23 protein-coding genes are annotated in these 20,201 nt (G+C 68.0%); 13 read left to right on the top strand and 10 right to left on the bottom strand.

Annotated elements, in window-relative coordinates:
* Window positions 1–25: 25 nt before the first annotated feature.
* The 5 genes from erpA to SK224_RS10435 all read left to right on the top strand — a co-directional run bounded on the left by erpA (window position 26) and on the right by SK224_RS10435 (window position 4,432).
* Window positions 26–391 carry an iron-sulfur cluster insertion protein ErpA gene (erpA, locus tag SK224_RS10455; RefSeq protein WP_307318652.1) on the top strand — a complete coding sequence of 122 codons (366 nt, stop codon included), beginning with the start codon at window positions 26–28 and terminating at the stop codon, window positions 389–391.
* A 154-nt stretch (window positions 392–545) separates the two neighbouring features.
* On the top strand, window positions 546–1,439 hold the full coding sequence (coxB, locus tag SK224_RS10450) for a cytochrome c oxidase subunit II (RefSeq protein ID WP_320434603.1): 894 nt from the start codon (window positions 546–548) through the stop codon (window positions 1,437–1,439).
* A 2-nt stretch (window positions 1,440–1,441) separates the two neighbouring features.
* A complete protein-coding gene (gene ctaD, locus SK224_RS10445; protein WP_137416752.1) occupies window positions 1,442–3,202 on the top strand; it encodes a cytochrome c oxidase subunit I in 1,761 nt (586 codons plus the stop codon).
* Window positions 3,203–3,637, top strand: coding sequence for a cytochrome c oxidase subunit 4 (locus SK224_RS10440; protein ID WP_137416753.1), 435 nt, complete (start codon window positions 3,203–3,205; stop codon window positions 3,635–3,637).
* A gap of 3 nt (window positions 3,638–3,640) precedes the next feature.
* Window positions 3,641–4,432 carry a PP2C family protein-serine/threonine phosphatase gene (locus tag SK224_RS10435; RefSeq protein WP_320434602.1) on the top strand — a complete coding sequence of 264 codons (792 nt, stop codon included), beginning with the start codon at window positions 3,641–3,643 and terminating at the stop codon, window positions 4,430–4,432.
* Window positions 4,433–4,443: 11 nt separating this feature from the next.
* On the opposite strand, the gene SK224_RS10430 is transcribed toward SK224_RS10435, so the two are convergent.
* The 6 genes from SK224_RS10430 to SK224_RS10405 all read right to left on the bottom strand — a co-directional run bounded on the left by SK224_RS10430 (window position 4,444) and on the right by SK224_RS10405 (window position 10,628).
* Window positions 4,444–4,851, bottom strand: coding sequence for a rhodanese-like domain-containing protein (locus tag SK224_RS10430; protein ID WP_320434601.1), 408 nt, complete (start codon window positions 4,849–4,851; stop codon window positions 4,444–4,446).
* 71 nt (window positions 4,852–4,922) lie between these two features.
* Window positions 4,923–6,101 (bottom strand): FAD-dependent urate hydroxylase HpxO, encoded by a 1,179-nt coding sequence (hpxO, locus tag SK224_RS10425; protein ID WP_320434600.1) that lies wholly within the window; start codon window positions 6,099–6,101, stop codon window positions 4,923–4,925.
* Window positions 6,102–6,217: 116 nt separating this feature from the next.
* Window positions 6,218–8,002, bottom strand: a complete 1,785-nt coding sequence (locus tag SK224_RS10420) for a cytochrome bc complex cytochrome b subunit (RefSeq protein ID WP_320434752.1) — start codon at window positions 8,000–8,002, stop codon at window positions 6,218–6,220.
* A 44-nt stretch (window positions 8,003–8,046) separates the two neighbouring features.
* The gene (locus SK224_RS10415; RefSeq protein ID WP_234073063.1) at window positions 8,047–9,126 is read right to left on the bottom strand and encodes a ubiquinol-cytochrome c reductase iron-sulfur subunit; all 1,080 of its coding nucleotides are present in this window, start codon (window positions 9,124–9,126) and stop codon (window positions 8,047–8,049) included.
* Window positions 9,127–9,163: 37 nt separating this feature from the next.
* Window positions 9,164–9,967, bottom strand: coding sequence for a cytochrome c (locus SK224_RS10410; RefSeq protein WP_320434599.1), 804 nt, complete (start codon window positions 9,965–9,967; stop codon window positions 9,164–9,166).
* Window positions 9,968–9,986: 19 nt separating this feature from the next.
* Entirely contained in the window at window positions 9,987–10,628 is a 642-nt protein-coding gene (locus SK224_RS10405; protein WP_137416759.1) for a heme-copper oxidase subunit III, read from the bottom strand.
* A gap of 176 nt (window positions 10,629–10,804) precedes the next feature.
* On the opposite strand from SK224_RS10405, the gene trpD reads away from it, so the two are divergent.
* The 3 genes from trpD to SK224_RS10390 all read left to right on the top strand — a co-directional run bounded on the left by trpD (window position 10,805) and on the right by SK224_RS10390 (window position 13,816).
* Entirely contained in the window at window positions 10,805–11,869 is a 1,065-nt protein-coding gene (gene trpD / locus SK224_RS10400; RefSeq protein ID WP_320434598.1) for an anthranilate phosphoribosyltransferase, read from the top strand.
* A gap of 101 nt (window positions 11,870–11,970) precedes the next feature.
* Window positions 11,971–12,459, top strand: coding sequence for an aromatic ring-opening dioxygenase LigA (locus tag SK224_RS10395; RefSeq protein ID WP_320434597.1), 489 nt, complete (start codon window positions 11,971–11,973; stop codon window positions 12,457–12,459).
* A gap of 55 nt (window positions 12,460–12,514) precedes the next feature.
* Entirely contained in the window at window positions 12,515–13,816 is a 1,302-nt protein-coding gene (locus tag SK224_RS10390) for a CynX/NimT family MFS transporter (RefSeq protein WP_320434596.1), read from the top strand.
* Here SK224_RS10390 and SK224_RS10385 read toward each other — a convergent pair.
* Window positions 13,747–14,655, bottom strand: a complete 909-nt coding sequence (locus tag SK224_RS10385; RefSeq protein ID WP_320434751.1) for a 5'-3' exonuclease — start codon at window positions 14,653–14,655, stop codon at window positions 13,747–13,749. The two genes, SK224_RS10390 and SK224_RS10385, sit on opposite strands and share 70 nt — an antisense overlap.
* Before the next feature lie 87 nt (window positions 14,656–14,742).
* Here SK224_RS10385 and SK224_RS10380 point away from each other — a divergent pair, with 87 nt between their 5' ends.
* The 4 genes from SK224_RS10380 to SK224_RS10365 are packed head-to-tail and all read left to right on the top strand — an operon-like array spanning window position 14,743 to window position 17,204.
* Window positions 14,743–15,738 carry a PHP domain-containing protein gene (locus SK224_RS10380; protein WP_320434595.1) on the top strand — a complete coding sequence of 332 codons (996 nt, stop codon included), beginning with the start codon at window positions 14,743–14,745 and terminating at the stop codon, window positions 15,736–15,738.
* 45 nt (window positions 15,739–15,783) lie between these two features.
* Window positions 15,784–16,374, top strand: coding sequence for a nucleoside deaminase (locus SK224_RS10375; protein WP_320434594.1), 591 nt, complete (start codon window positions 15,784–15,786; stop codon window positions 16,372–16,374).
* A 52-nt stretch (window positions 16,375–16,426) separates the two neighbouring features.
* Window positions 16,427–16,834: a hypothetical protein gene (locus SK224_RS10370; RefSeq protein WP_320434593.1), complete on the top strand. Its 408-nt coding sequence runs from the start codon at window positions 16,427–16,429 to the stop codon at window positions 16,832–16,834.
* Between the two features lie 4 nt (window positions 16,835–16,838).
* Entirely contained in the window at window positions 16,839–17,204 is a 366-nt protein-coding gene (locus tag SK224_RS10365) for a TraR/DksA family transcriptional regulator (RefSeq protein ID WP_320434592.1), read from the top strand.
* A 6-nt stretch (window positions 17,205–17,210) separates the two neighbouring features.
* Here SK224_RS10365 and SK224_RS10360 read toward each other — a convergent pair whose 3' ends face one another.
* From SK224_RS10360 to SK224_RS10350, 3 genes are read right to left on the bottom strand one after another with little or no spacing between them, the layout of a single operon-like run.
* Window positions 17,211–18,245 carry an FUSC family protein gene (locus tag SK224_RS10360; RefSeq protein WP_320434591.1) on the bottom strand — a complete coding sequence of 345 codons (1,035 nt, stop codon included), beginning with the start codon at window positions 18,243–18,245 and terminating at the stop codon, window positions 17,211–17,213.
* Window positions 18,245–18,733 (bottom strand): hypothetical protein, encoded by a 489-nt coding sequence (locus SK224_RS10355; RefSeq protein WP_320434590.1) that lies wholly within the window; start codon window positions 18,731–18,733, stop codon window positions 18,245–18,247. Before SK224_RS10355 ends, SK224_RS10360 begins: the two co-directional genes overlap by 1 nt.
* A 29-nt stretch (window positions 18,734–18,762) precedes the next feature.
* On the bottom strand, window positions 18,763–19,686 hold the full coding sequence (locus SK224_RS10350) for a VOC family protein (protein WP_320434589.1): 924 nt from the start codon (window positions 19,684–19,686) through the stop codon (window positions 18,763–18,765).
* Window positions 19,687–19,773: 87 nt separating this feature from the next.
* On the opposite strand from SK224_RS10350, the gene SK224_RS10345 reads away from it, so the two are divergent.
* Window positions 19,774–20,184, top strand: coding sequence for a YchJ family protein (locus SK224_RS10345; RefSeq protein ID WP_320434588.1), 411 nt, complete (start codon window positions 19,774–19,776; stop codon window positions 20,182–20,184).
* Window positions 20,185–20,201: the final 17 nt, after the last annotated feature.

Raw genomic sequence — 20,201 nt, 5'->3', positions numbered from 1 at the left:
TACCCCGCAGTACACGAGGAGAGTCATGACCGACACCGCCCTGTCGAACGAAGCGACGGCCCGCGCACACGGCGTGGCCCTCACCGACGACGCCGCCGCCAAGGTGAAGAACCTGCTCGAGCAGGAAGGCCGCGACGATCTGCGCCTGCGCGTGGCTGTGCAGCCCGGTGGATGCAGCGGACTGATCTACCAGCTCTACTTCGACGAGCGGCTGCTCGACGGCGACCAGACGGTCGACTTCGACGGCGTCGAGGTCGTCGTGGACGACATGAGCGTCCCGTACCTCGATGGCGCGAAGATCGACTTCAAGGACACCATCTCGGAGCAGGGGTTCACCATCGACAACCCCAACGCGGCGGGATCCTGCGCCTGCGGCGACAGCTTCCACTGACCCCGTGACACGCCGTCAATCGGCGCGGTCGGGTTCGCTTTCACGCGATCCGGCCGCGCCGATTCGTCGTTCCGGGCTGGACGCGTGGCCTGAATCAGGTGTGAGCTTGCTCTAGACTGAAGGAAGCTTTATTCGTGACCTGGAAAGGTGCACCGTGCCTTCGAAACGTCGAATCCGACTAGCCGTTCTTCCGCTGGGGATCGCGACGGCTGCCATCCTCGCTGGATGCAGCCCGACCCAGCAGCACGGCTTCCTTCCCGGATTCACCGAAGACGGCCAGGCTGCGACGAACCACACCGACATGGTCGCCGGTCTGTGGGTCAACTCCTGGATCGTCCTGCTCGCCGTCGGCGTGATCACGTGGGGTCTGATGCTGTGGGCGATGATCGCCTACCGTCGTCGTCGCGGACAGACGGGCCTGCCGGTCCAGCTGCGCTACAACATGCCGATCGAGATCTTCTACACGATCGTGCCGCTGATCCTCGTGGTCGGCTTCTTCGCCTTCACCGCGCGCGACCAGGCGACCCTCGAGACCCAGACCGACGACCCCGACGTGTCGATCGTCGCGATCGGCAAGCAGTGGGCGTGGGACTTCCAGTACAACGGCGAGGAAGCCTCCGGCGACGACGCCGTGTGGTCCATGGGCATCCAGGCTCAGACCGACGCCGCGGGAAACGTCGACCAGTCGCAGCTGCCGACGCTGTACCTGCCCGTCGACAAGAGCGTCAAGATCAAGCTCGAGTCCCGCGATGTCATCCATTCCTTCTGGATTATCGACTTCCTGTACAAGAAGGACATGTACATCGGCCGTGACAATTACTGGTCGTTCACGCCGACGCGTGAGGGCACGTACTCCGGCAAGTGCGCCGAGCTGTGCGGCGAGTATCACTCGATGATGCTCTTCAACGTCAAGGTCGTGAGCGACGCCGAGTACGAGCAGTACCTCGAGAGCCTGCGCGACAAGGGTCAGACCGGCGACATCCAGGACGCCTACGACCGACTGGGCAACCTGCCGGGCACCGGCGCAACCGCCAAGGGAGACGAGTGATCATGGCGACGACAGTCCCGCTTCAGGAAGCGCCTTCCCGCCCCACGACCCTGCCGCCGCGTCAGGCAGCTCTGCTGAGCTCCTCGCGGATCGAGCAGAAGGGCAACATCATCGTCAAGTGGATCACCTCCACTGACCACAAGACCATCGGGTACATGTACCTGATCGCGTCGTTCCTGTTCTTCCTGCTGGGCGGCGTGATGGCGCTGATCATCCGCGCCGAGCTGTTCGAGCCCGGGATGCAGATCATCCCGACGAAAGAGCAGTACAACCAGCTGTTCACGATGCACGGCACGATCATGCTGCTCATGTTCGCGACGCCGTTGTTCGCGGGCTTCGCGAACGCGATCCTTCCGCTGCAGATCGGTGCCCCCGATGTCGCGTTCCCGCGACTGAACGCCTTCGCCTTCTGGCTGTTCCTCTTCGGCTCCACGATCGCCGTCGCCGGCTTCCTCACGCCGGCGGGCGCCGCTTCCTTCGGCTGGTTCGCGTATCAGCCGCTCGCGAGCGCATCCTTCACACCGGGCGCCGGAGGAAACCTCTGGATGCTGGGTCTAGGCATCTCGGGCTTCGGCACGATCCTCGGTGCGGTGAACTTCATCACCACGATCGTCACGATGCGCGCCCCCGGCATGACCATGTGGCGCATGCCGATCTTCTCGTGGAACACGCTCGTCACGAGCATCCTGATCCTGCTCGCGTTCCCCGTTCTGGCTGCGGCGATCTTCGCCGCTGCTGCGGACCGCGTGCTCGGGGCCCACATCTACGATCCGCACAACGGCGGCGTTCTGCTGTGGCAGCACCTGTTCTGGTTCTTCGGTCACCCGGAGGTCTACATCATCGCGCTGCCGTTCTTCGGCATCGTGTCGGAGATCTTCCCGGTGTTCAGCCGCAAGCCGATCTTCGGATACAAGACGCTGATCTACGCCACCATCGCCATCGCCGTGCTGTCGGTCGCTGTCTGGGCCCACCACATGTACGTCACGGGCGCGGTGCTGCTGCCGTTCTTCGCCTTCATGACGATGCTCATCGCGGTACCGACCGGTGTGAAGATCTTCAACTGGATCGGGACGATGTGGCGAGGCTCGGTCACGTTCGAGACGCCGATGGTGTTCTCGCTCGGCTTCCTGGTGTCGTTCGTCTTCGGTGGTCTGACCGGCGTGATCCTCGCCTCGCCGCCGCTCGACTTCGCACTGAGCGACTCTTACTTCGTCGTCGCCCACTTCCACTACGTCGTCTTCGGAACCGTGGTCTTCGCGATGTTCGCCGGGTTCTACTTCTGGTGGCCGAAGTGGACCGGCAAGATGCTCAACGAGCGTCTCGGCTACATCCACTTCTGGATCCTGTTCATCGGTTTCCACATGACGTTCCTCATCCAGCACTGGCTGGGCGTCGACGGCATGGTCCGCCGCTACGCGGACTACTCGTCCGCCGACGGCTGGACCTGGCAGAACCAGGTGTCCACGATCGGCTCGATGATCCTGGCCGCCTCGGTCATCCCGTTCCTGCTGAACGTCTGGATCACCGCGCGCACGGCGCCCAAGGTCACCGTCAACGACCCGTGGGGCTACGGCGGATCGCTGGAGTGGGCCACGAGCTGCCCGCCCCCGCGCCACAACTTCACGTCCATCCCGCGCATCCGCTCCGAGCGTCCCGCCTTCGACCTGAACCACCCCGAGGCCGCTGTGCCCGTCGGCGTGGGCCCCGCGAAGGATGCCCCTGACGCCCCGGTCGTCGATGCGGCCGACGGAGAGGTCAAGTAAGTGCGCACCAATATCAACCTGTGGTGGATCCTGGTCGGGTTCTTCGTCTTCATCGACGTCGTCTACACCGGCTGGAACATCCTCGCCCACCCCGATCTCGCCTGGCACAACGCCATCGAGTGGGTCGGCTCGGTCGCTCTGCTGTTCGGTGCCTTCATGGCGCTCATGATCGGGTTCTACACGCACCGCGTCTACAAGGCGCAGCAGGGCGAGCTCCCCGAGGACACGCTGACGGCCGACATCGACGACGGAGACCCTGAACTCGGCGAGTTCAGCCCGTGGTCGTGGTGGCCGCTCGTTCTCGCAGCCTCCGCAGCAGTCGCGGCGATCGGTCTCGCGGTCGGCACCTGGATGCTCCCGATCGGTCTCGGCATCTTCGCCGTGGCGATCGTCGGCTGGGTGTACGAGTACTACCGCGGGTACTTCGCGCACTGATCCGTGCCGATCAGGCTCGACGCGGCCGCCGTCTCAGACATCGGCCGATATCGCACGTCCAACCAGGATGCGGCCTTCACCGCATCCTGGGGGGCTGCCGTCGCCGACGGCGTCGGGGGAGGTCCCTCGGGAGATCTCGCTTCGGCAGCCTTCGTGCACCGGCTCGTTCCCTCGCCGCTGACGGCGAGGGATGCGGAGCAGCTGCTGGTGCAGATCCGCGAGGCGAACTGGGACCTGCGTGCCCACGTGCAGCGTGATCCTTCGCTGCAGGGCATGGCGACGACCTTCACCGGTGTCTTCGTCGCACCCGAGGATCGGCTGCTGCTCGCCCACACGGGCGACTCCCGTGCGTATCTTCTCCGGCACGCGCAGCTGCGTCGTGAGACGCGAGACGACTCGTACGTGCAGGCGCTCGTCGACAGCGGCCTACTGACGCCCGAGGCCGCGGCATCGCACCCGCGCCGCAACATCATCACCGCGTCGCTCGGCGGCGGTGAGGAGGATGTCGTGTCGATCGCTGACCGCGACACGGTCATCGGCGATCGGTGGCTGCTGTGTAGCGACGGGGTCAGCGATTACCTGGACGACGAGGAGATCGGTCTGACACTGCTCCGCCATCGCACTGTCGCCGACGCAGCTGCCGCCCTCGTGACCCTCGCTCTGGACAGCGGCTCGCGGGACAACGTCACGGCCGTGGTCTGCGACGTCCTCGCGGGTGATGCGGCCGCGGAGCCGGCCGCCTTCGCAGGCTCGGCCGGTGAGCTCTTCCAGGAGAACCTGGACATCTCCGCCTGAGCGCCGGCGCCTCAGGGCGCGACGATCGACACGAGGGGGTCGCGGTGGCGCGGGAGAGGGCCGGAGGCGTCTTCCGCGGGATATCCCTCCCGCACCCAGTACTCGTATCCACCGATCATCTCTTTGACCTCGTAGCCGGCCTCGATGAAAGCGAGGGCGCCTTTCGTGCCCGCGTTGCAGCCGGGGCTCCAGCAGTAGACGACCACCGACGATCCGGTGGGAATCAACTCGGCGGCGCGCTCCGCGATGTCGCGGTACGGCAGGTGGATCGCGCCGGTGATGTGACCCTGATCCCACGCGGCGGCGCTGCGCACATCCACGAGCATCAGCTGCTCGCCGGCGCGCTGGGCCTCGTAGACGTCTGAGGCGTCGGTCTCGTGGGCGAGTTTGGCGGAGAAATAGCTGCGTGCATCCTGCATGGTTCGACTCTAGGGAGTGCGCCGTCGGATGACAGCGGTCGAACTGTCGCCGACCAGCGGGATCCTGCCTGTCAGGTCAGGAGCCCACCGATCGTCACGGGACTGTCGACGATATTGCCGACGATTCCACGGATGACATTCTCGCCGGTCTCCTGACGCAGCCCCGCGTACCAGGCGGCGGTCGTCTCGGGGTCGAAGCCGTGGGTCTCGGCCGCCCGTTTGCGCGCCCGGAGCACGAGGTCGCCGGCACGCGCCGTGCGGGCGGCCTCATATCGCCGGAGCGCGTCCGCGACGCCGAGGGTCGTGGTGGCGAAGACCAGACCGAGCACGAAGCTGTCCTCGAGGGCGGAACAAGCGCCCTGGCCGATGTCGGGAGCGGTGTTGTGTGCGGAGTCGCCGAGGAGGACGACGCGACCGCGCGTCCACGTGTGGAATGGATCGATGTCCCAGATCTCGACGCGGTTGAGCGACGTTGTCGGGTCGATCGCGTCGAGGAGCACCTGCACACCATCGGTCCACCCGGCGAACGCCTCTTTCAGTGGGGCGACGCCTTCGTTGCGGTCGTACGGAATTCCCGACGGTTGCGGTACGTCGAAGAAGAAGTAGAAGCGGTCGCCGGCGACCGGCATGACCGAGACGCGCTTGCCCTCACCGACGTACGTGGTCCACTGGTCGGTGGGGGAGATGCGGGCATCGACCGGGACGAGACCGTTGAAGTTGGTGTAGCCCGAGTAGCGGCGCTCGGTCGGAGCGCCCAGCACGTACTCGCGCGTCAGCGATCGTGCGCCGTCTGCGCCGATCACGAGATCGGCTCGGACGGTGCTGCCGTCTTCGAATGCGACGGTGACCTCGTCGTCGGCCTCCGAGATGCCGGTCATCCGCATCCCGAGGTGGATGCGGTCGGCACCCACCGTGTCCATGAGCAATGCCTGCAGATCGGCGCGGGCAACCGGGTAGGCGCGCTGACCCGTCTGCTGGGTCACGGGATCGAGGCTGAAGCGGCACATCTCGTCGCCGTCGAGCCCGTCGACGTAGGCCATGTAGTCCATGCGGCCGCCCAGCGCGGCCACCTCGTCGCCGAGGCCGAGCCAGTTGAGAACCTTGACGCCGTTCGGCCACAGCGACAGCGCGGCGCCGACGGGACGGTTCTCACGGATCTGGTCGTAGACGTGGACGTCGTGGCCGAGTCGGGCGAGCGCGATCGCCGCGCTCGTTCCGCCGATGCCTGCTCCGATGATGATGACTCGCACATCGTCACGGTAGCGAGGCGCTGTCACGGGAATGTTACAGACACCAACATCGATGTGCACAGATGATGAGAGGGCCCCGATCCGCGGATCGGGGCCCTCTCTTCATCTGGACGAGGTCACTTCTTGTCGTCGTCCGTCTCGGGCTTCTCAGCGCCCTCGAGGAACTTCGGTGCGGGGATCTCCACCTCAGCCTTGTCGTGCAGGGCGACCGTCGGGCGACCCTCGGCGGCGGCGCGCTCGGCGGCGCCTTCGAGCTCGGCCGTCTCCTCGGCGTCGATGTGGTCGAGCTCGTGGTGCTGGTGTGCGAGTGCGGCATCCACCTCGGCCTGCGTGACCGGCGTGAGGCGGTCCTCGAAGAACCAGCGCGAGAGCGAGGCCCGCATGTTCTGGTGCCACGGGATGCGGCCCTGAGCGTTGGGACGCACGACCAGCGGCTCGTTGACCTCGAAGTCCACCAGCTTCCAGCGCTCGTACTCGTCGACGGGCTGGTGCACCTCGATGTACTCGCCGCCGGGCAGGCGGACGATACGGCCGGACTCGTAGCCGTGCAGCGCGATCTCGCGGTCCTTCTTCTGCAGCGCGATGCATAGGCGCTTGGTCACGAAGTAGGCGATGATCGGGCCGACGATGAGTAGCGCCTGGAGCGTGTGGATCACTCCCTCCATCGTCAGATGGAAGTGCGTCGCGATGATGTCCGACGAAGCGGCGGCCCACAGCACGGCGTAGAACGTGACGCCCGCGGCGCCGATGGCCGTGCGGGTCGGCGCGTTGCGCGGACGCTGCGCGATGTGGTGCTCGCGCTTGTCGCCCGTGATCCACGCCTCGATGAACGGGTAGATCAGCACGAGGACGATGAACAGACCCAGGATGCCCAACGGCAGGAGGATGTTCCACGACCACGTGCGGTCGAGGAAGACGAACTCGAGGTGCGGCGGGACGAGGCGGAGCGCACCGTCGGCGAAGCCGATGTACCAGTCCGGCTGCGTACCTGCCGACACAGGGGAGGGGTCGTACGGACCGTAGTTCCAGATCGGGTTGATCGTGAACAGCGAGGCGATCAGGACGATCACGCCGAAGGTCAGGAAGAAGAACCCGCCCATCTTGGATGCGTACACCGGCACCATCGGGTAGCCCACCACGTTACTGTTCGTGCGGGCGGGCCCGGCGAACTGGGTGTGCTTGTTGATGATCATGAGCACGAGGTGCAGCGCCAGCAGCGCGATCAGAATCGCCGGAAGCAGCAGGATGTGCAGCGTGTAGAGGCGCCCGACGATGTCGGTGCCGGGGAACTCGCCGCCGAAGAGCAGGAACGAGATCCAGGTGCCGACGACCGGGATGCCCTTGACCATGCCGTCGATGATGCGCAGGCCGTTGCCGGAGAGCAGGTCGTCGGGGAGGGAGTAGCCGGTGAATCCTTCCGCCATCGCGAGGATGAACAGGATGAAGCCGATCACCCAGTTCAGCTCGCGCGGCTTGCGGAACGCGCCGGTGAAGAACACGCGCAGCATGTGGACGCCGATACCGGCGACGAACACGAGGGCCGCCCAGTGGTGGATCTGACGCACCAGCAGGCCGCCGCGCACATCGAACGAGATGTGCAGCGCGGACTCGAGGGCCGCGGACATCGCGATGCCGCGCATCGGCTCGTACGCGCCGTAGTAGTGCGTCTCGACCATGGATGCCTGGAAGAAGAACGTCAGGAACGTTCCGGACAGCAGCACGACGACGAAGCTCCACAGCGCGATCTCGCCGAGCATGAACGACCAGTGGTCGGGGAAGATCTTGCGGCCGAGCTCCTTGACGAGACCCGACAGGCTCGTGCGCTCATCCAGATAGTTCGCGGCGGCACCGACGAATCGACCGCCGAGAGGCTTGCTGCGCTCCGAGGAGCCTGCAGGCATCGCGGGTTCCGTCGTGACGTTCTCCGTGGGGTGGGTTGCGGTGCTCAATGGCGCTCCCAGAAGCTCGGACCGACGGGCTCGGTGAAGTCACTGCGGGCGACGAGGTAGCCCTCGTCGTCGACCGCGATGGGCAACTGCGGCAGCGGACGTGCGGCCGGGCCGAAGATGACCTTGGCGCCGTCAGAGACGTCGAACTGCGACTGGTGGCAGGGGCAGAGGAGGTGGTGCGTCTGCTGCTCGTAGAGGGCGACGGGGCATCCGACGTGGGTGCAGACCTTGGAGTAGGCGACGATGCCGTCGTACGACCAGTCCTTGCGGTCCTCAGCCTCGATCAGCACGTCCTGCGGCATGCGCATGAGCAGCACGATCGCCTTCGCCTTCTCCTCGAGGTAGCCGTCGTGGTGGCTGAGGGAGGCGAGCTCTTCCGGGATCACGTGGAACGCGGAGCCGAGGGTGACATCCGATGCCTTGATCGGGCGACCGCTCGGGTCGTGCGCGAGGCGCATGCCCTGCTTCCACATGGTGTGGCTGAGCAGGTGCACCGGGTCGCCGGCGTACGGGTTCTCCGGGCTCGACTCGGGAGCGAGACCCCGGAAGAGCACCACACCCGGGACGACGGAGGCGACGAGAGCGGCGAACAGCGAATTGCGGATCATCGCGCGACGCCCGAACCCGGACTCCTCGTTGGCGACCGTGAGCGCCTCGACGACCGCCTCACGGGTGGTGTCGCGGCCGCGCGTCGCGTGACGCGGCTCGATGAACTCCTTGTCGGACATGATCGCCTTCGACCAGTGGATCGCGCCCACGCCGATGGCCAGCAGCGCGAAGGCGATGCCGAGTCCGATGAAGAGGTTGTTGTCGCGGATCGCCGCGATGGAGCCGCTCTCGATGGGGAACACCATGTAGGCCACGACGGCCCACACCGAAGCCGCCACCGACAGGTAGAACAGCGTGTACACGGTGCGGACGGCGCGCTTCATCGCGGCGGGGTCCTTATCGGTCACGCGCTCGCGGTGGGGCGGCAGACCGGGGTTGTTCACCGGGTCGGACACCGTCACGGCGAGCCCGCTGGAGGGCTTCCAGGAAGCCCTCTCGTGCTCGAGCGCGTCGTCCTCGTGTGCCATGGTGCTCCTCGTACGTTCCGTCAGTTCGTCAAAAAGATCAGTTGGACTTCGCGGTGATCCACACCGTGATGGCGATCAGCGTGCCGATGCCGAAGATCCAGATGAACAGGCCCTCCGAGACGGGGCCGAGAGAGCCGAGCGAGAAGCCACCGGGGGACTCGGTCTTCTGCATGTACAGCAGTGCCGAGATGATGTCGCGCTTGTCCTCGGGGGTGAGGTTCATGTCGTTGAAGACCGGCATGTTCTGCGGCCCGGTGACCATGGCGGCGTACATGTTCAGCGCGCTGGTCGTGTGCAGGTCGGGGGCGTACTTGCCCTCCGTGAGCGCACCGCCGGCGCCGGCCACGTTGTGGCACATGGCGCAGTTGATGCGGAAGAGCTCTGCTCCGGCGGAGACATCACCCTCGCCGTCGAGGACCTCAGACGACGGGTAGGTCGGGCCGGGCGCGATCGACTGGACGAACTTGGCGATCGCCTCGGTCTGCTCGTCCGTGAACTGGACGGGCTTCTGCGGCGCCTGCGGTGCCTGGGCCTGCAGGGGCATACGTCCGGTCGAGACCTGGAAGTGCACCGACAGCTCGCCGACGCCGTAGAGCGACGGGCCGTTCGCCGTGCCCTGGAGGTCCATACCGTGACAGGTGGCGCAGTTCGCCTGGAACAGCTTCTTGCCGTCTTCCACGGTGAGCTGGGACGCGGCGGTCTGCGTCTCGGTCGTCGCGGCCATCGCGGCGGATGCGCCGGCGTAGATGCCGCCGGTCATCAGGAGGCCGATGCCGATCAGGGCTGCGGCGGCCAGGGGGCTTCGACGACCGGAGGTGCGCCGCTTCTTCTCACGTGCCATGGTGCTGGACTCCGGCTTCTTATTTCAGGAAGTAGATGACGAGGAACAGGGCGATCCAGACCACGTCGACGAAGTGCCAGTAGTAGGACACGACGATCGAGGTGGTCATCTCCTTGCGCCCGAAGTTCTTGACCGCGTAGGCGCGGCCGATCACGAGAAGGAACGCGACGAGACCGCCGGTGACGTGCAGGGCGTGGAACCCCGTCGTCAGGTAGAAGGCGGATGCGTAGGCGTTCGCCGAGATCGGCATTCCCTCGGTGACGAGCTGGGCGTATTCCCACACCTGGCCGGACACGAATACCGCGCCCATGAAGAAGGTGAGGAAGAACCACTCGACCATGCCCCAGCGGCGCAGGTTCCAGATCGAACCGGTGCGGTACGGCTGGAAGCGCTCTGCCGCGAAGACGCCGAACTGGCACGCGAAGCTGGACAGCACCAGGATCATGGTGTTGACGGCGGCGAACGGAACGTTCAGCAGCTCGGTCTCCTGAGCCCACAGGTCGGGGGAGGTGCTGCGGAGAGTGAAGTAGATCGCGAACAGGCCCGCGAAGAACATGACCTCACTGCCGAGCCAGACGATTGTCCCCACGGCGACCGGATCTGGCCGTTTGACCGAACGGAGGGCCTGGTTATATGTCGCTGGCGTCGTCACGCTCACCATTATGACCGATATTCACGGCCGACTCTTGCACCTCGCGCCCTCGAAGCGACCTTGTCGCAGCTTAGGGCGACCTAAGAGATTGGGGCGAGCCCGCCGTGAAGACGCTCGGGATACGGTGACCGCGCCCGCAGGGTCGTTTCCGTCGCCGTCGAACGCGCTCGGTAGGATCGGGAACCATGTTCCCCGCGCGCACCTGGTCCGACATCCTCACGGAGTTGCTCGGGGGTGCCGATCTGAGCGTCTCGGATGCAACGTGGGCGATGCAGCAGATCATGGCCGGTGAGGCGACACCCTCTCAGCTCGCCGGATTCCTCATCGCCCTCCGCGCCAAGGGTGAGACCGTGGACGAGATCGTGGGCTTCCGCGACGCGATCCTCGCGGCCGCCCTCCCGCTTCCCGTGCCCGCCGATGTGCTCGACATCGTCGGAACCGGCGGCGACCGCTTCGGCACCGTCAACATCTCGTCGACGGCCGCGATCGTCGCCGCATCCACCGGTGTTCCGGTCGTCAAGCACGGCAACAAGGCGGCAAGCTCCTCCTCCGGGTCCTCCGACGTGCTGCGCGAGCTGGGCATCGACCTCACCCTCAGCCCGGATGCGGTCGCGGCGACCCTCGAGCGCGCCGGCATCACGTTCGCCTTCGCCGCGGCGTTCCATCCGGGATTCCGTCACGCCGGTCCCACCCGGGCCGAACTCGGTGTTCCGACGGTTTTCAATTTCCTGGGGCCGCTGTGCAATCCAGCGCGTGCGGAGGCCAACGCGGTGGGCGTCGCGCATCTGGACCGTGTGCCGCTGATCACGGGCGTGTTCCGCACGCGCGGTGCGACGGCTCTCGTGTTCCGCGGCGATGACGGACTGGACGAGCTGACCACGACCGGGCACAGCCGGATCTGGGAGGTCTCCCGCGGCGACGTGCACGAGCACGACCTGGATCCGCGCGATCTCGACATCCCGCTCGCCGACATCTCGGAGCTCATCGGCGGCTCTCCCGCCCACAACGCCGAGGTCGTGCGCCGGGTGCTGGCGGGCGAGCCGGGTCCGGTGCGCGACATCGTGTTGCTCAACACGGCGGCCGGGCTCGTGTCGTACCGTCTCTCGCAGGATGCGGTCGAGGTGCAGCGTCCGATCCTCGAGCGCCTCGCCGAGGCGAAGGACGAGGCGGCAGCAGCGATCGACAGCGGCGCGGCCGAGCGCACGCTCGCGACGTGGGCGGCGACGACGCAGGAGCTCGCGGCGGGCTGAGCGTCCTGCCGGGCCGATATTCACGGCGCCCTGTCTTTCGGCGGCTCACAGCGCACCCCTAGGTTCGAAGCACCACCGTTCGAACCCACCGAGGAGCAGAGATGTCCACCGCCACCACCGCCGACACCATCGAGGCGCCCGCCAAGAAGGTCGGCTTCGTCAAAATCGCCGCAGTCCTGGGAATCCTGGGCGGCGTTGCCCTCATCGTCGTGGGCATCGCCGTCTGGGTCATGGTCTCGTCGCAGCTGCGCGCCGAGAACATCGTCGTCCCCGACGACGCGATGGCCTTCCAGGGGCAGGTCGTCGACGGCCCCTTCACCGCCTACGTGCAGGCCGACATCATCCAGCACCACGCGCTCGAGGCGTCCAACGGTGCCACCTACGCCGAACTCGACCGCGACGACCCGGTGCGCGCCACGATGATGAACGCCTCGTTCCTGCGCGCGTCGCTGTTCACCTCGGTCGTCTCCTTCGGAGTCGCCGCGTTCGCGATGGGTATCGGCGTGCTGTCGATCCTGTTCGGCGCGGCCATCTACCGGCTCGCCGCGGTTCCGGTCGTCGTTCGTCGCACGAACGTCTCCGGAGCCTGATCCGGTCGCGGGTCGGCGCAACGCCCGATCCGACCCGCGTTCATAGACTGGACGGATGAGCCCGCCCGCCCCGCCCCATGCTGGGGGTGCGGGGCGGGCATTTCCGTTTCTCGTGGTCATCGGTCTGCTCGTCGCGGCGCTGAGCCTGCGCGGCCCGATCGTGGCCCCGACACCGGTGATCCGTCAGATCGAGGACGACCTGGGCATCGGGGCTGCGTCCGCGGGCCTGCTGACCACCGCGCCGGTGCTCATGTTCGCGCTGCTCACCCCGATCGCCGCTCTCGTGATCCGCCGGGCGGGTGCCGAACTGGCGTTGCTGGTGACACTGAGCGGCGTTCTCCTCGGAACGGCGATCCGCGCACTGCCCGGCTATCCCGCGGTGCTGACGGGGATGATCGTCATCGGTGCCGCGATCACGATCGGAAACGTCGTGATCCCCGTCGTGATCCGTCGTGATGTGCCGCCCGAGCGCGTCGCGTTCGTGACCGCGTCCTACACCGCGACGCTCAACGCGGGCTCGTTGGTGACCTCGCTGCTGACCGCTCCGATCGCCGAAGTCGTCGGCTGGAATCTGGCGTTGGCGGGCTGGTCCGTGCTGACGTTCGCCGGGGTCGCCGTATGGAGCGTCCACCTCGCGCGGGAGCGTCGGCGTGGCGCCCTGTGGGGCGAACGCTTCTCCGGCGCGCCTTCGGCCGCGTCCGTCGGCACGACGCCGGTCGACGACGTCGCCGCCCTGACAGGACCGCTCCCGATCGTCTCCACGAGGGGCGGCGTCTTCCGGCGACCGGTGGTCTGGTTGCTGCTCGGGGCCTTCTCGCTCCAGGTCACCATCTACTACGCGCTCTCGACCTGGCTGCCCTCCATCGGCGCGGACGAGCTGGGGCTCGACCGATCCGGCGCGGGCGCCCTCGCCTCCATCTTCCAGGGTGTGGCGATCGCCGGATCGTTCCTCGTCCCCGTCCTCGCCCGCTACACGCCGCGCATCGTGGTTCCGCTGACCATCAGCGCGTGCTGGCTGACCCTGACGGCGGGCATGCTGTGGGCGCCCGAGCTCATGTGGCTGTGGTTGTCCTTCGGTGCGCTCGCACACGCGGGCGGATTCGTCGCGATCTTCTCGGCCGTCGTCACCGTGGCCCGCACGGATGCGGAGGCCACGACGATCTCCGCGCTCGTCCAGGGCGGCGGCTACGGCATCGGAGCGTTCGGCGCTCCGATCGCAGGTGCCCTGCACGAGGCGACCGGCGGATGGCAGGGACCGCTGGTGCTCATGCTGGTCGTCGCGGTCGGTTACGCGGTGGCGATCCTCGCGGCGATGGCTTTCGTGGCGCGGGCGAACGCTGCTCCCAGACCCCACTGATCGGCGAAGGCTGCGGCGTCGGGGGAGACCTCGCGAAGGGTCGCGTCGAACATCGGCAGATCGAGGTCCCGTACCACGCGCACCACGGTGGGGGCGACGGCGAGGTAGTCGGCGCCGGCGGCGACCTTTGCGCGCACCCCGGCGCTCATCCCCTCACCGGTCGCCGCGGCGGCGACGATGCCCGCGAGGTCGCCGTGTGCGCTGAGCAGCGTGGCCGCCGTCTTCTCCCCGATGCCCGCCACCCCCGGAAGACCGTCGGATGCATCGCCACGGAGCACGGCGAAGTCGGCGTACTGGTGCGGTGCGACGCCGTACTTCGTGCGCACGACGTCGTCCGTCACGATCTCGAGGTTGCTCATGCCGCGCGCCGTGTAGACCACGCGGACCGCGGCCGCGTCGTCGACGAGTTGGAAGAGGTCGCGGTCCCCGGTGACGATGTCGACGGGCATGCCCGCATCCGTCGCGAGAGTGCCGATGACGTCGTCGGCCTCGTGCTCGGCGGCACCGACGATCGGGATGCCGAGCAGGTCGAGGGACTCGCGGATCAGCGGGATCTGCGCCTCCAGCGGGTCGGGCATCTCCTCGACATCCGGGCCGGCCTCCACCTCGACGACCACGCGGTGGGTCTTGTAGCTCGGGATGAGCTGCACGCGCCACTCGGGGCGCCAGTCGTCGTCCCAGCACGCCACGATGTGCGTCGGCTCGTAGGTGCTGACGAGCTTGGCGATGATGTCGAGCAGTCCGCGAGCGGCGTTCACCGGCTGCCCGTCAGGCGCCTTCACCGAATCGGGGACGCCGTAGAACGCGCGGAAGTACAGCGACGCGGTGTCGAGGAGCATGAGGCGGGACACGCGCTCATCCTGCCACGCGAGACGGTTCTGGTGAGTGCCCCTAACGCGGATCGGGTGCCAGGGCAGACTGGGGCGATGGATCCCATCGACGCGCTCCGCGAGATCGCGACGCTGCTCGAGCGCGAGCGGGCGTCGCGATACCGGTCACAGGCTTTCCGCGCGGCGGCCGAGGCGGTGGCCGCGCTGCCGGCGGCCGCGAGGTCGGATCCGGAGACCCTGCGGCGCACGAAGGGGATCGGCAAGAGCTCGCTCGAGGTGATCCTGCAGGCGGTCTCGGGGGCGGTCCCCGACTACCTGGCGGAGCTGAGAGAGCGTGTCGCCCCAGAGGAGTCGAGCACGCTGTTCGCGCGGCTCCGCGGTGATCTCCACGCGCACTCGAACTGGTCCGACGGGCAGGCGCCCATCGCGGCGATGGCGGATGCGGCGCGTGCGATGGGCCGCGAGTACGTCGCCCTCACGGATCACTCGCCGCGGCTCCGGGTGGCGAACGGCCTCACGGCCGAAAGGCTCGCCCGCCAGCTCGAGGAGCTCCCGCGGTACTCGGGCGACGGGTTCACACTGCTGAGCGGCATCGAGGTCGACATTCTCGAGGACGGTGCCCTCGATCAGACGCCGGAGATGCTCGCGCGGCTGGACGTCGTCGTGGCGAGCGTGCACTCGAAGCTGAGGATGCCGGGCGCCGAGATGACCGCGCGGATGCTTCGCGCGGTGCGTGACGAGCACACGGATGTCCTCGGGCATTGCACGGGCCGCCTCGTGGAAGGCTCCCGCGGGACGCGGCCGCCGTCCGACTTCGACGCGGATCGCGTGTTCGCGGCCTGCGCCGAGAACGGCGTGGCGGTGGAGATCAACTCCCGACCCGAACGCCGGGACCCGCCGGATGAGCTGATCGCGATCGCGCTGGATGCGGGATGCCTGTTCGCGATCGACAGCGACGCCCACGCGCCGGGGCAGCTCTCGCTCCTCGACCACGGTGCGGCACGCGCCGAGCACGCGGGTGTGCCGGCGGAGCGGATCGTCACGACGTGGCCGCTCGACCGGCTCCAGTCGTGGCTGGCGCGAGAGCGGTGAGCGTCGTGTAACAGAGCCGACATGTGCCCCGGACAGGATGTCCTCATGCCTCTCGCTTCCTCGATCTCCGCCTCCTTGCCCGCCTGGCTCCTCAGCGAACTCGAATCGCTGCCCGAGGTGCTTCCCACCGCCGAGGAACGGATGGACCTCGTCAACGCCCTCGCCGACCGCAACTGGCGCGAGGGGAGCGGTGGCCCCTTCGCGGCGATCGTCGTCGAGGCCGGGAGCGGGCGTCTCGTCTCGGCGGGGGTCAACGTGGTGCTGGCTTCGGGCCTGACCTCGATGCACGCCGAGGTGACGACGCTGAGCCTCGCGCAGACCGCACTCGGGCGCTGGGACCTGGGCGCGGACGGCGCCGAGCTCGAGCTCGTGGTCAACTGGCGCCCGTGCGTCATGTGCTACGGCGCCACCATGTGGAGCGGGGTGCGTTCCCTCGTGGTCGCCGGCGAAGGTCCGCTCTTGGAGCAGCTCACGGGCTTCGACGAGGGACCCGTCGTGGACGACTGGGCCGAACAGTTCGAGCGGCGCGGCATCCGCGTCACGATCGGCATCCGTCACGACGAGGCTGTTGAGGTCTACCGGGCGTACGGGGCGAGCGACTCCGTCGTGTACAACGCTCGCGGCGCCGTCGACTGACTGTTGCGCGATTGTGACCGGCCACGGGCCGCCGTGCCAGGATACTGACCACATGAAGTTCAGCAGACTCGTGCTCGGTGCGGCCGTCGTCACCGCGTCCCTTCTGATGGCGGGATGCGCCGCCGCGGCGTCGTCGTCGCCGACCGGGGACTCAACACCGATCGGCGGCGACATCGTCGCGCCCGTGACCATGTCGGCGGGTGATCTCCAGGGAGAGAGCGTCGATCTGGTGGTGGGTCAGACCCTCAACATCAACACGGGTGACCTCGCGGTCGACAGTTATGCCGGCACCGTCGCCGACGGGGCTGTCGCCGAGTTCGTCGCGGGGAAAGACGACGGCAGCGCCACTTTCAACCCCGGAGTCCGGGCGTTGGCGGCGGGAACGACGAGTGTCACCATGACGAACAAGGACGGCGGAATCCAGCCCCTCGAGTTCACGGTGGTCGTCACGGCACGATGAGGCTGTGAACGAAGAGATCGATCGCGCTGTCTTCACCCAACTGCTGACGTCGGCGCGTCGGGACGCGTCGGCACGTCTGATCGCGCGGGGCGAGGCCATCCGAGGCGTGCAGGAAGCCCGCAACGATCCCGCCGGCGCCGATGACGAACACGACCCCGAGGGCGCCACGCTCAGCGACGAGTGGTCGCGGCTGGAGGGGCTTCGTCGGGCGGCGGGCGCTGAGATCGCCGAGATCGACGACGCCCTGCGCCGACTGGAGGACGGCGTGTTCGGTGTGTGCGCGTCGTGCGGCCGCGACATCCCGGTGGGTCGCCTTCTCGTGCGTCCGACGGCGACGCTGTGTGTGCCCTGCGCCGAGCGGGTGCGCTGAGCGTTCCTAGGCCTCCTCGCGTTCGACGAGGCTGTGGTGGATGCGGTGCAGATCCTCCAGCAGCGAGCCGATGAGCACCCAGTGTGCGGAGGGAGGCCGCGGGATCTGCAGCGGTGTGGTGAGCGCGGGCGGCTCGTCGACCGGTGCGGCCGCCGACGCGCGCGTACGCTCCACGTCGTGCGCGGCGCGGCGCATCTGCTCCGCGAGAGCCCGCACCTGCGGATCGGTGACGATCTCGGGCGCGTAATGGTCGTACACCGCGCGCGTCATTCCCGTGACCTGCGTCACGATCGGCGTGTAGAGATCCAGCCGGCCCCGGAGCTCCGCCAGTTCGGTGCGGTGGCGCCGGCTGCGGGGATTGAGTGCAAGCGACTCCGCTCCGCCGCCGATGGCGCGCTCCGCCGCATCCCGCATGGGTCGCAGGAGCCGCGCCTCGACCATCAACGCCTCCAGCTCGCCCGGGGAGCGTTGTGTCTCGAGAGCGTCGGCCAGACGGGTCAAGGATGCGGCGAGCTCTGCCGACAACCGGTCGGTCGCCTCGCGCGCCGGGGCGATCGCGACCGGCGGGACGATCGCGATGTTGACGACGAAGCCGATGGCCGCGCCCAGCAGGGTCTCCAGGATGCGATCGAGCGCGTAATCGGGAGTGGCCGGGCCCAGCGAGAGCACGAGGATCGCGCTGATCGCGATCTGCGTGGACGCGGTGGGGGACAGACGCAACGCCCAGGCGACCAGGAGTCCCGCGCACGCGGCCAGCAGGACGACCCACGTGCCGTTGCCGAAGGCGAGGCCGAGGGCGGAGGCGAGCAGGACTCCGGCGATGACGCCGACGGATCGCTCGATCGCGCGCGTGAACGACTGGTTCAGGCTCGGCTGGACGACCAGGACGGCGGCGATCGCCGCGAACACCGGCGGCGGGCCGGGGATGAGCCACTGCGAGAGCAGCCACGCCCCCACGGTCGCGACGGCGGACTTGACGACGAGTAGGAGCGGTGAGCGCTGCGTCGCGCGCACCGTGACAGGCAGTGACAGACGTGCCATCAGGGCTGGAGCGCGCGCAACGACCGAGCGGCCTCCGCCGGCGGACACCCGAGATCGTGCGCGGTGAAGGTCAGGTCGTAGCCGCCGCTGCGCTCCCGCTGCGCCCGCAGGCTCTCGCGTGTGTGGCTGTTGTGCGCGCCGGCGAGGAGGGCCTCGGTACGACGCATCCGGATGCCCAGCTCGCCCTTGGCCGTGGTGGCGATCCGATCGACGTCGCCCCACGGCGCCGCGCCCATGCGTGCGACGCGGATACCGTCGGCATCCGCGCGCAGCACGGTCCCGTTGCGGAACTGGCCGATCAGGGAGAAACCGCCGCCCAGACCGAAGATGCCCACGACCGCGACGCCGAGCAGGAGGCTGGGCGTGTTGTCGATGTTGAGGGCGATGATGACCGCGCCCATGGCGGTGATGACGGCGCACAGGGCGGCGAGCACGAGCAGGCGACCGCGCGGTGTGACGAAGCGGAGGGTATCGGTGTCGGAGGCCACCCGTTCAGGGTACGGGGCGCCGCGCCGCATCATCGTGTCAGCAGCTCGTCCGTACTGGTGCCGCCGATGGTCACCGTGACCCGCGTGCCCCACGGGTCGTTGGCTGTCACCGTGCGGCCGTCGTCGTCGAAGGGGACGCTCGCGCGGCGCAGCCGATCTGTCAGTGCGTCCAGTGCCGCGCGGTCGGGCACCGCCAGCGCCACCTCGCCGAGGCCGAGACTCGCTGCCCGAGGCCCCGCGCCCGCGCTGTTCCACGTGTTCATGGCGACGTGGTGGTGATACCCGCCGGCCGAGGCGAACAGCGCGGTCGGAATGCCGGTGAAGGAGGGGGCGAAGCCGAGGGCGTCGACGTAGAAGCGACGCGCGGGCGCGATGTCTCCCACCTGGAGATGGACGTGTCCGACCCGGCCGGGCTCGGCGGACACGCGATCGAAGGCGTCTTGCGTGAGGTGGGCGCGAAGGTAGTCGTTCGGGTCCAGGAACACCGTGTCCATCTGCACCTCTCCGTCGACGTGACGCCAGAGATCGCGCGACCGGTCGGTGTACAACTCGATGCCGTTGCCCTCGGGATCCGTAAAGTAGAACGCCTCGCTGACGAGATGATCGCTCGACCCCGTGAACCGGGCGCGGCCGTCCTGTGCCGTCCGGTAGACGGTGGCAGCGAGGGTCGCGGCGTCGTCGAAGAGGAACGCGGTGTGGAAGAGCCCGGCGGAGCCGGGAGCGGCGAGGGGGAGATCCGGCGTGTGCACCAGGCGCACCAGGGGAACATCGCCGCGCCCGAGCACGCGATGGACCTCGCGTCCGCGTGCGCGTTCCTCGAGGGGCTCCAGCGCGATCGCGGACCCGTAGAAGCCTGTCATCTTCTCCAGGTCGCCGACGCGCAGGGTCACTGCGTCCATGGCGGTCTCATCGGGCAGAAGCTCGCCGGCGGCAGGGTTTCGGGTGGTGTTCATGATGCTCGTTCCTGGATCGTCACAGACTGCAACGCCGACTCGGCGGCGAATATTGCGTCGGATCGGCCCGCGGGCGAGGATCGTCGGATGGAGAATCAGCCGTGCCCGTGCGGGAGTGGCCGCTCTTTCGGGGAGTGCTGCGGTCCCGCACTGGCGGGCACGCCGCCGACGACCGCCGAGGCGCTCATGCGTTCGCGGTACACGGCGTTCGTCCGTCTGAACGCCGACTATCTCATCGACACCTGGCATCCGGGCACGCGACCGTCGGAGCTGACCCTCGACCGTGACGTGCGCTGGCGAGGACTCAGCATCCTCGACACGGCCGGCGGCTCGCCCGACGACCGGAAGGGCACCGTGGAGTTCCGTGCCGCGTGGCGCGAGGGCTCGTCATCGGGTGTGCTGCACGAGCGCAGCCGGTTCGTGAAACAGAGCGCCAGGTGGTGGTATCTCGACGGCGTCCTCAATCCAGCCGGCCCCTCGTCGGAGCCCGGTACGTAGGCTGGAGACACGCTCAC

Source organism: Microbacterium sp. BG28 (assembly GCF_034044005.1).
Classification (GTDB): Bacteria; Actinomycetota; Actinomycetes; order Actinomycetales; family Microbacteriaceae; genus Microbacterium.
This window is presented reverse-complemented; position numbering and strand designations above follow the sequence as displayed.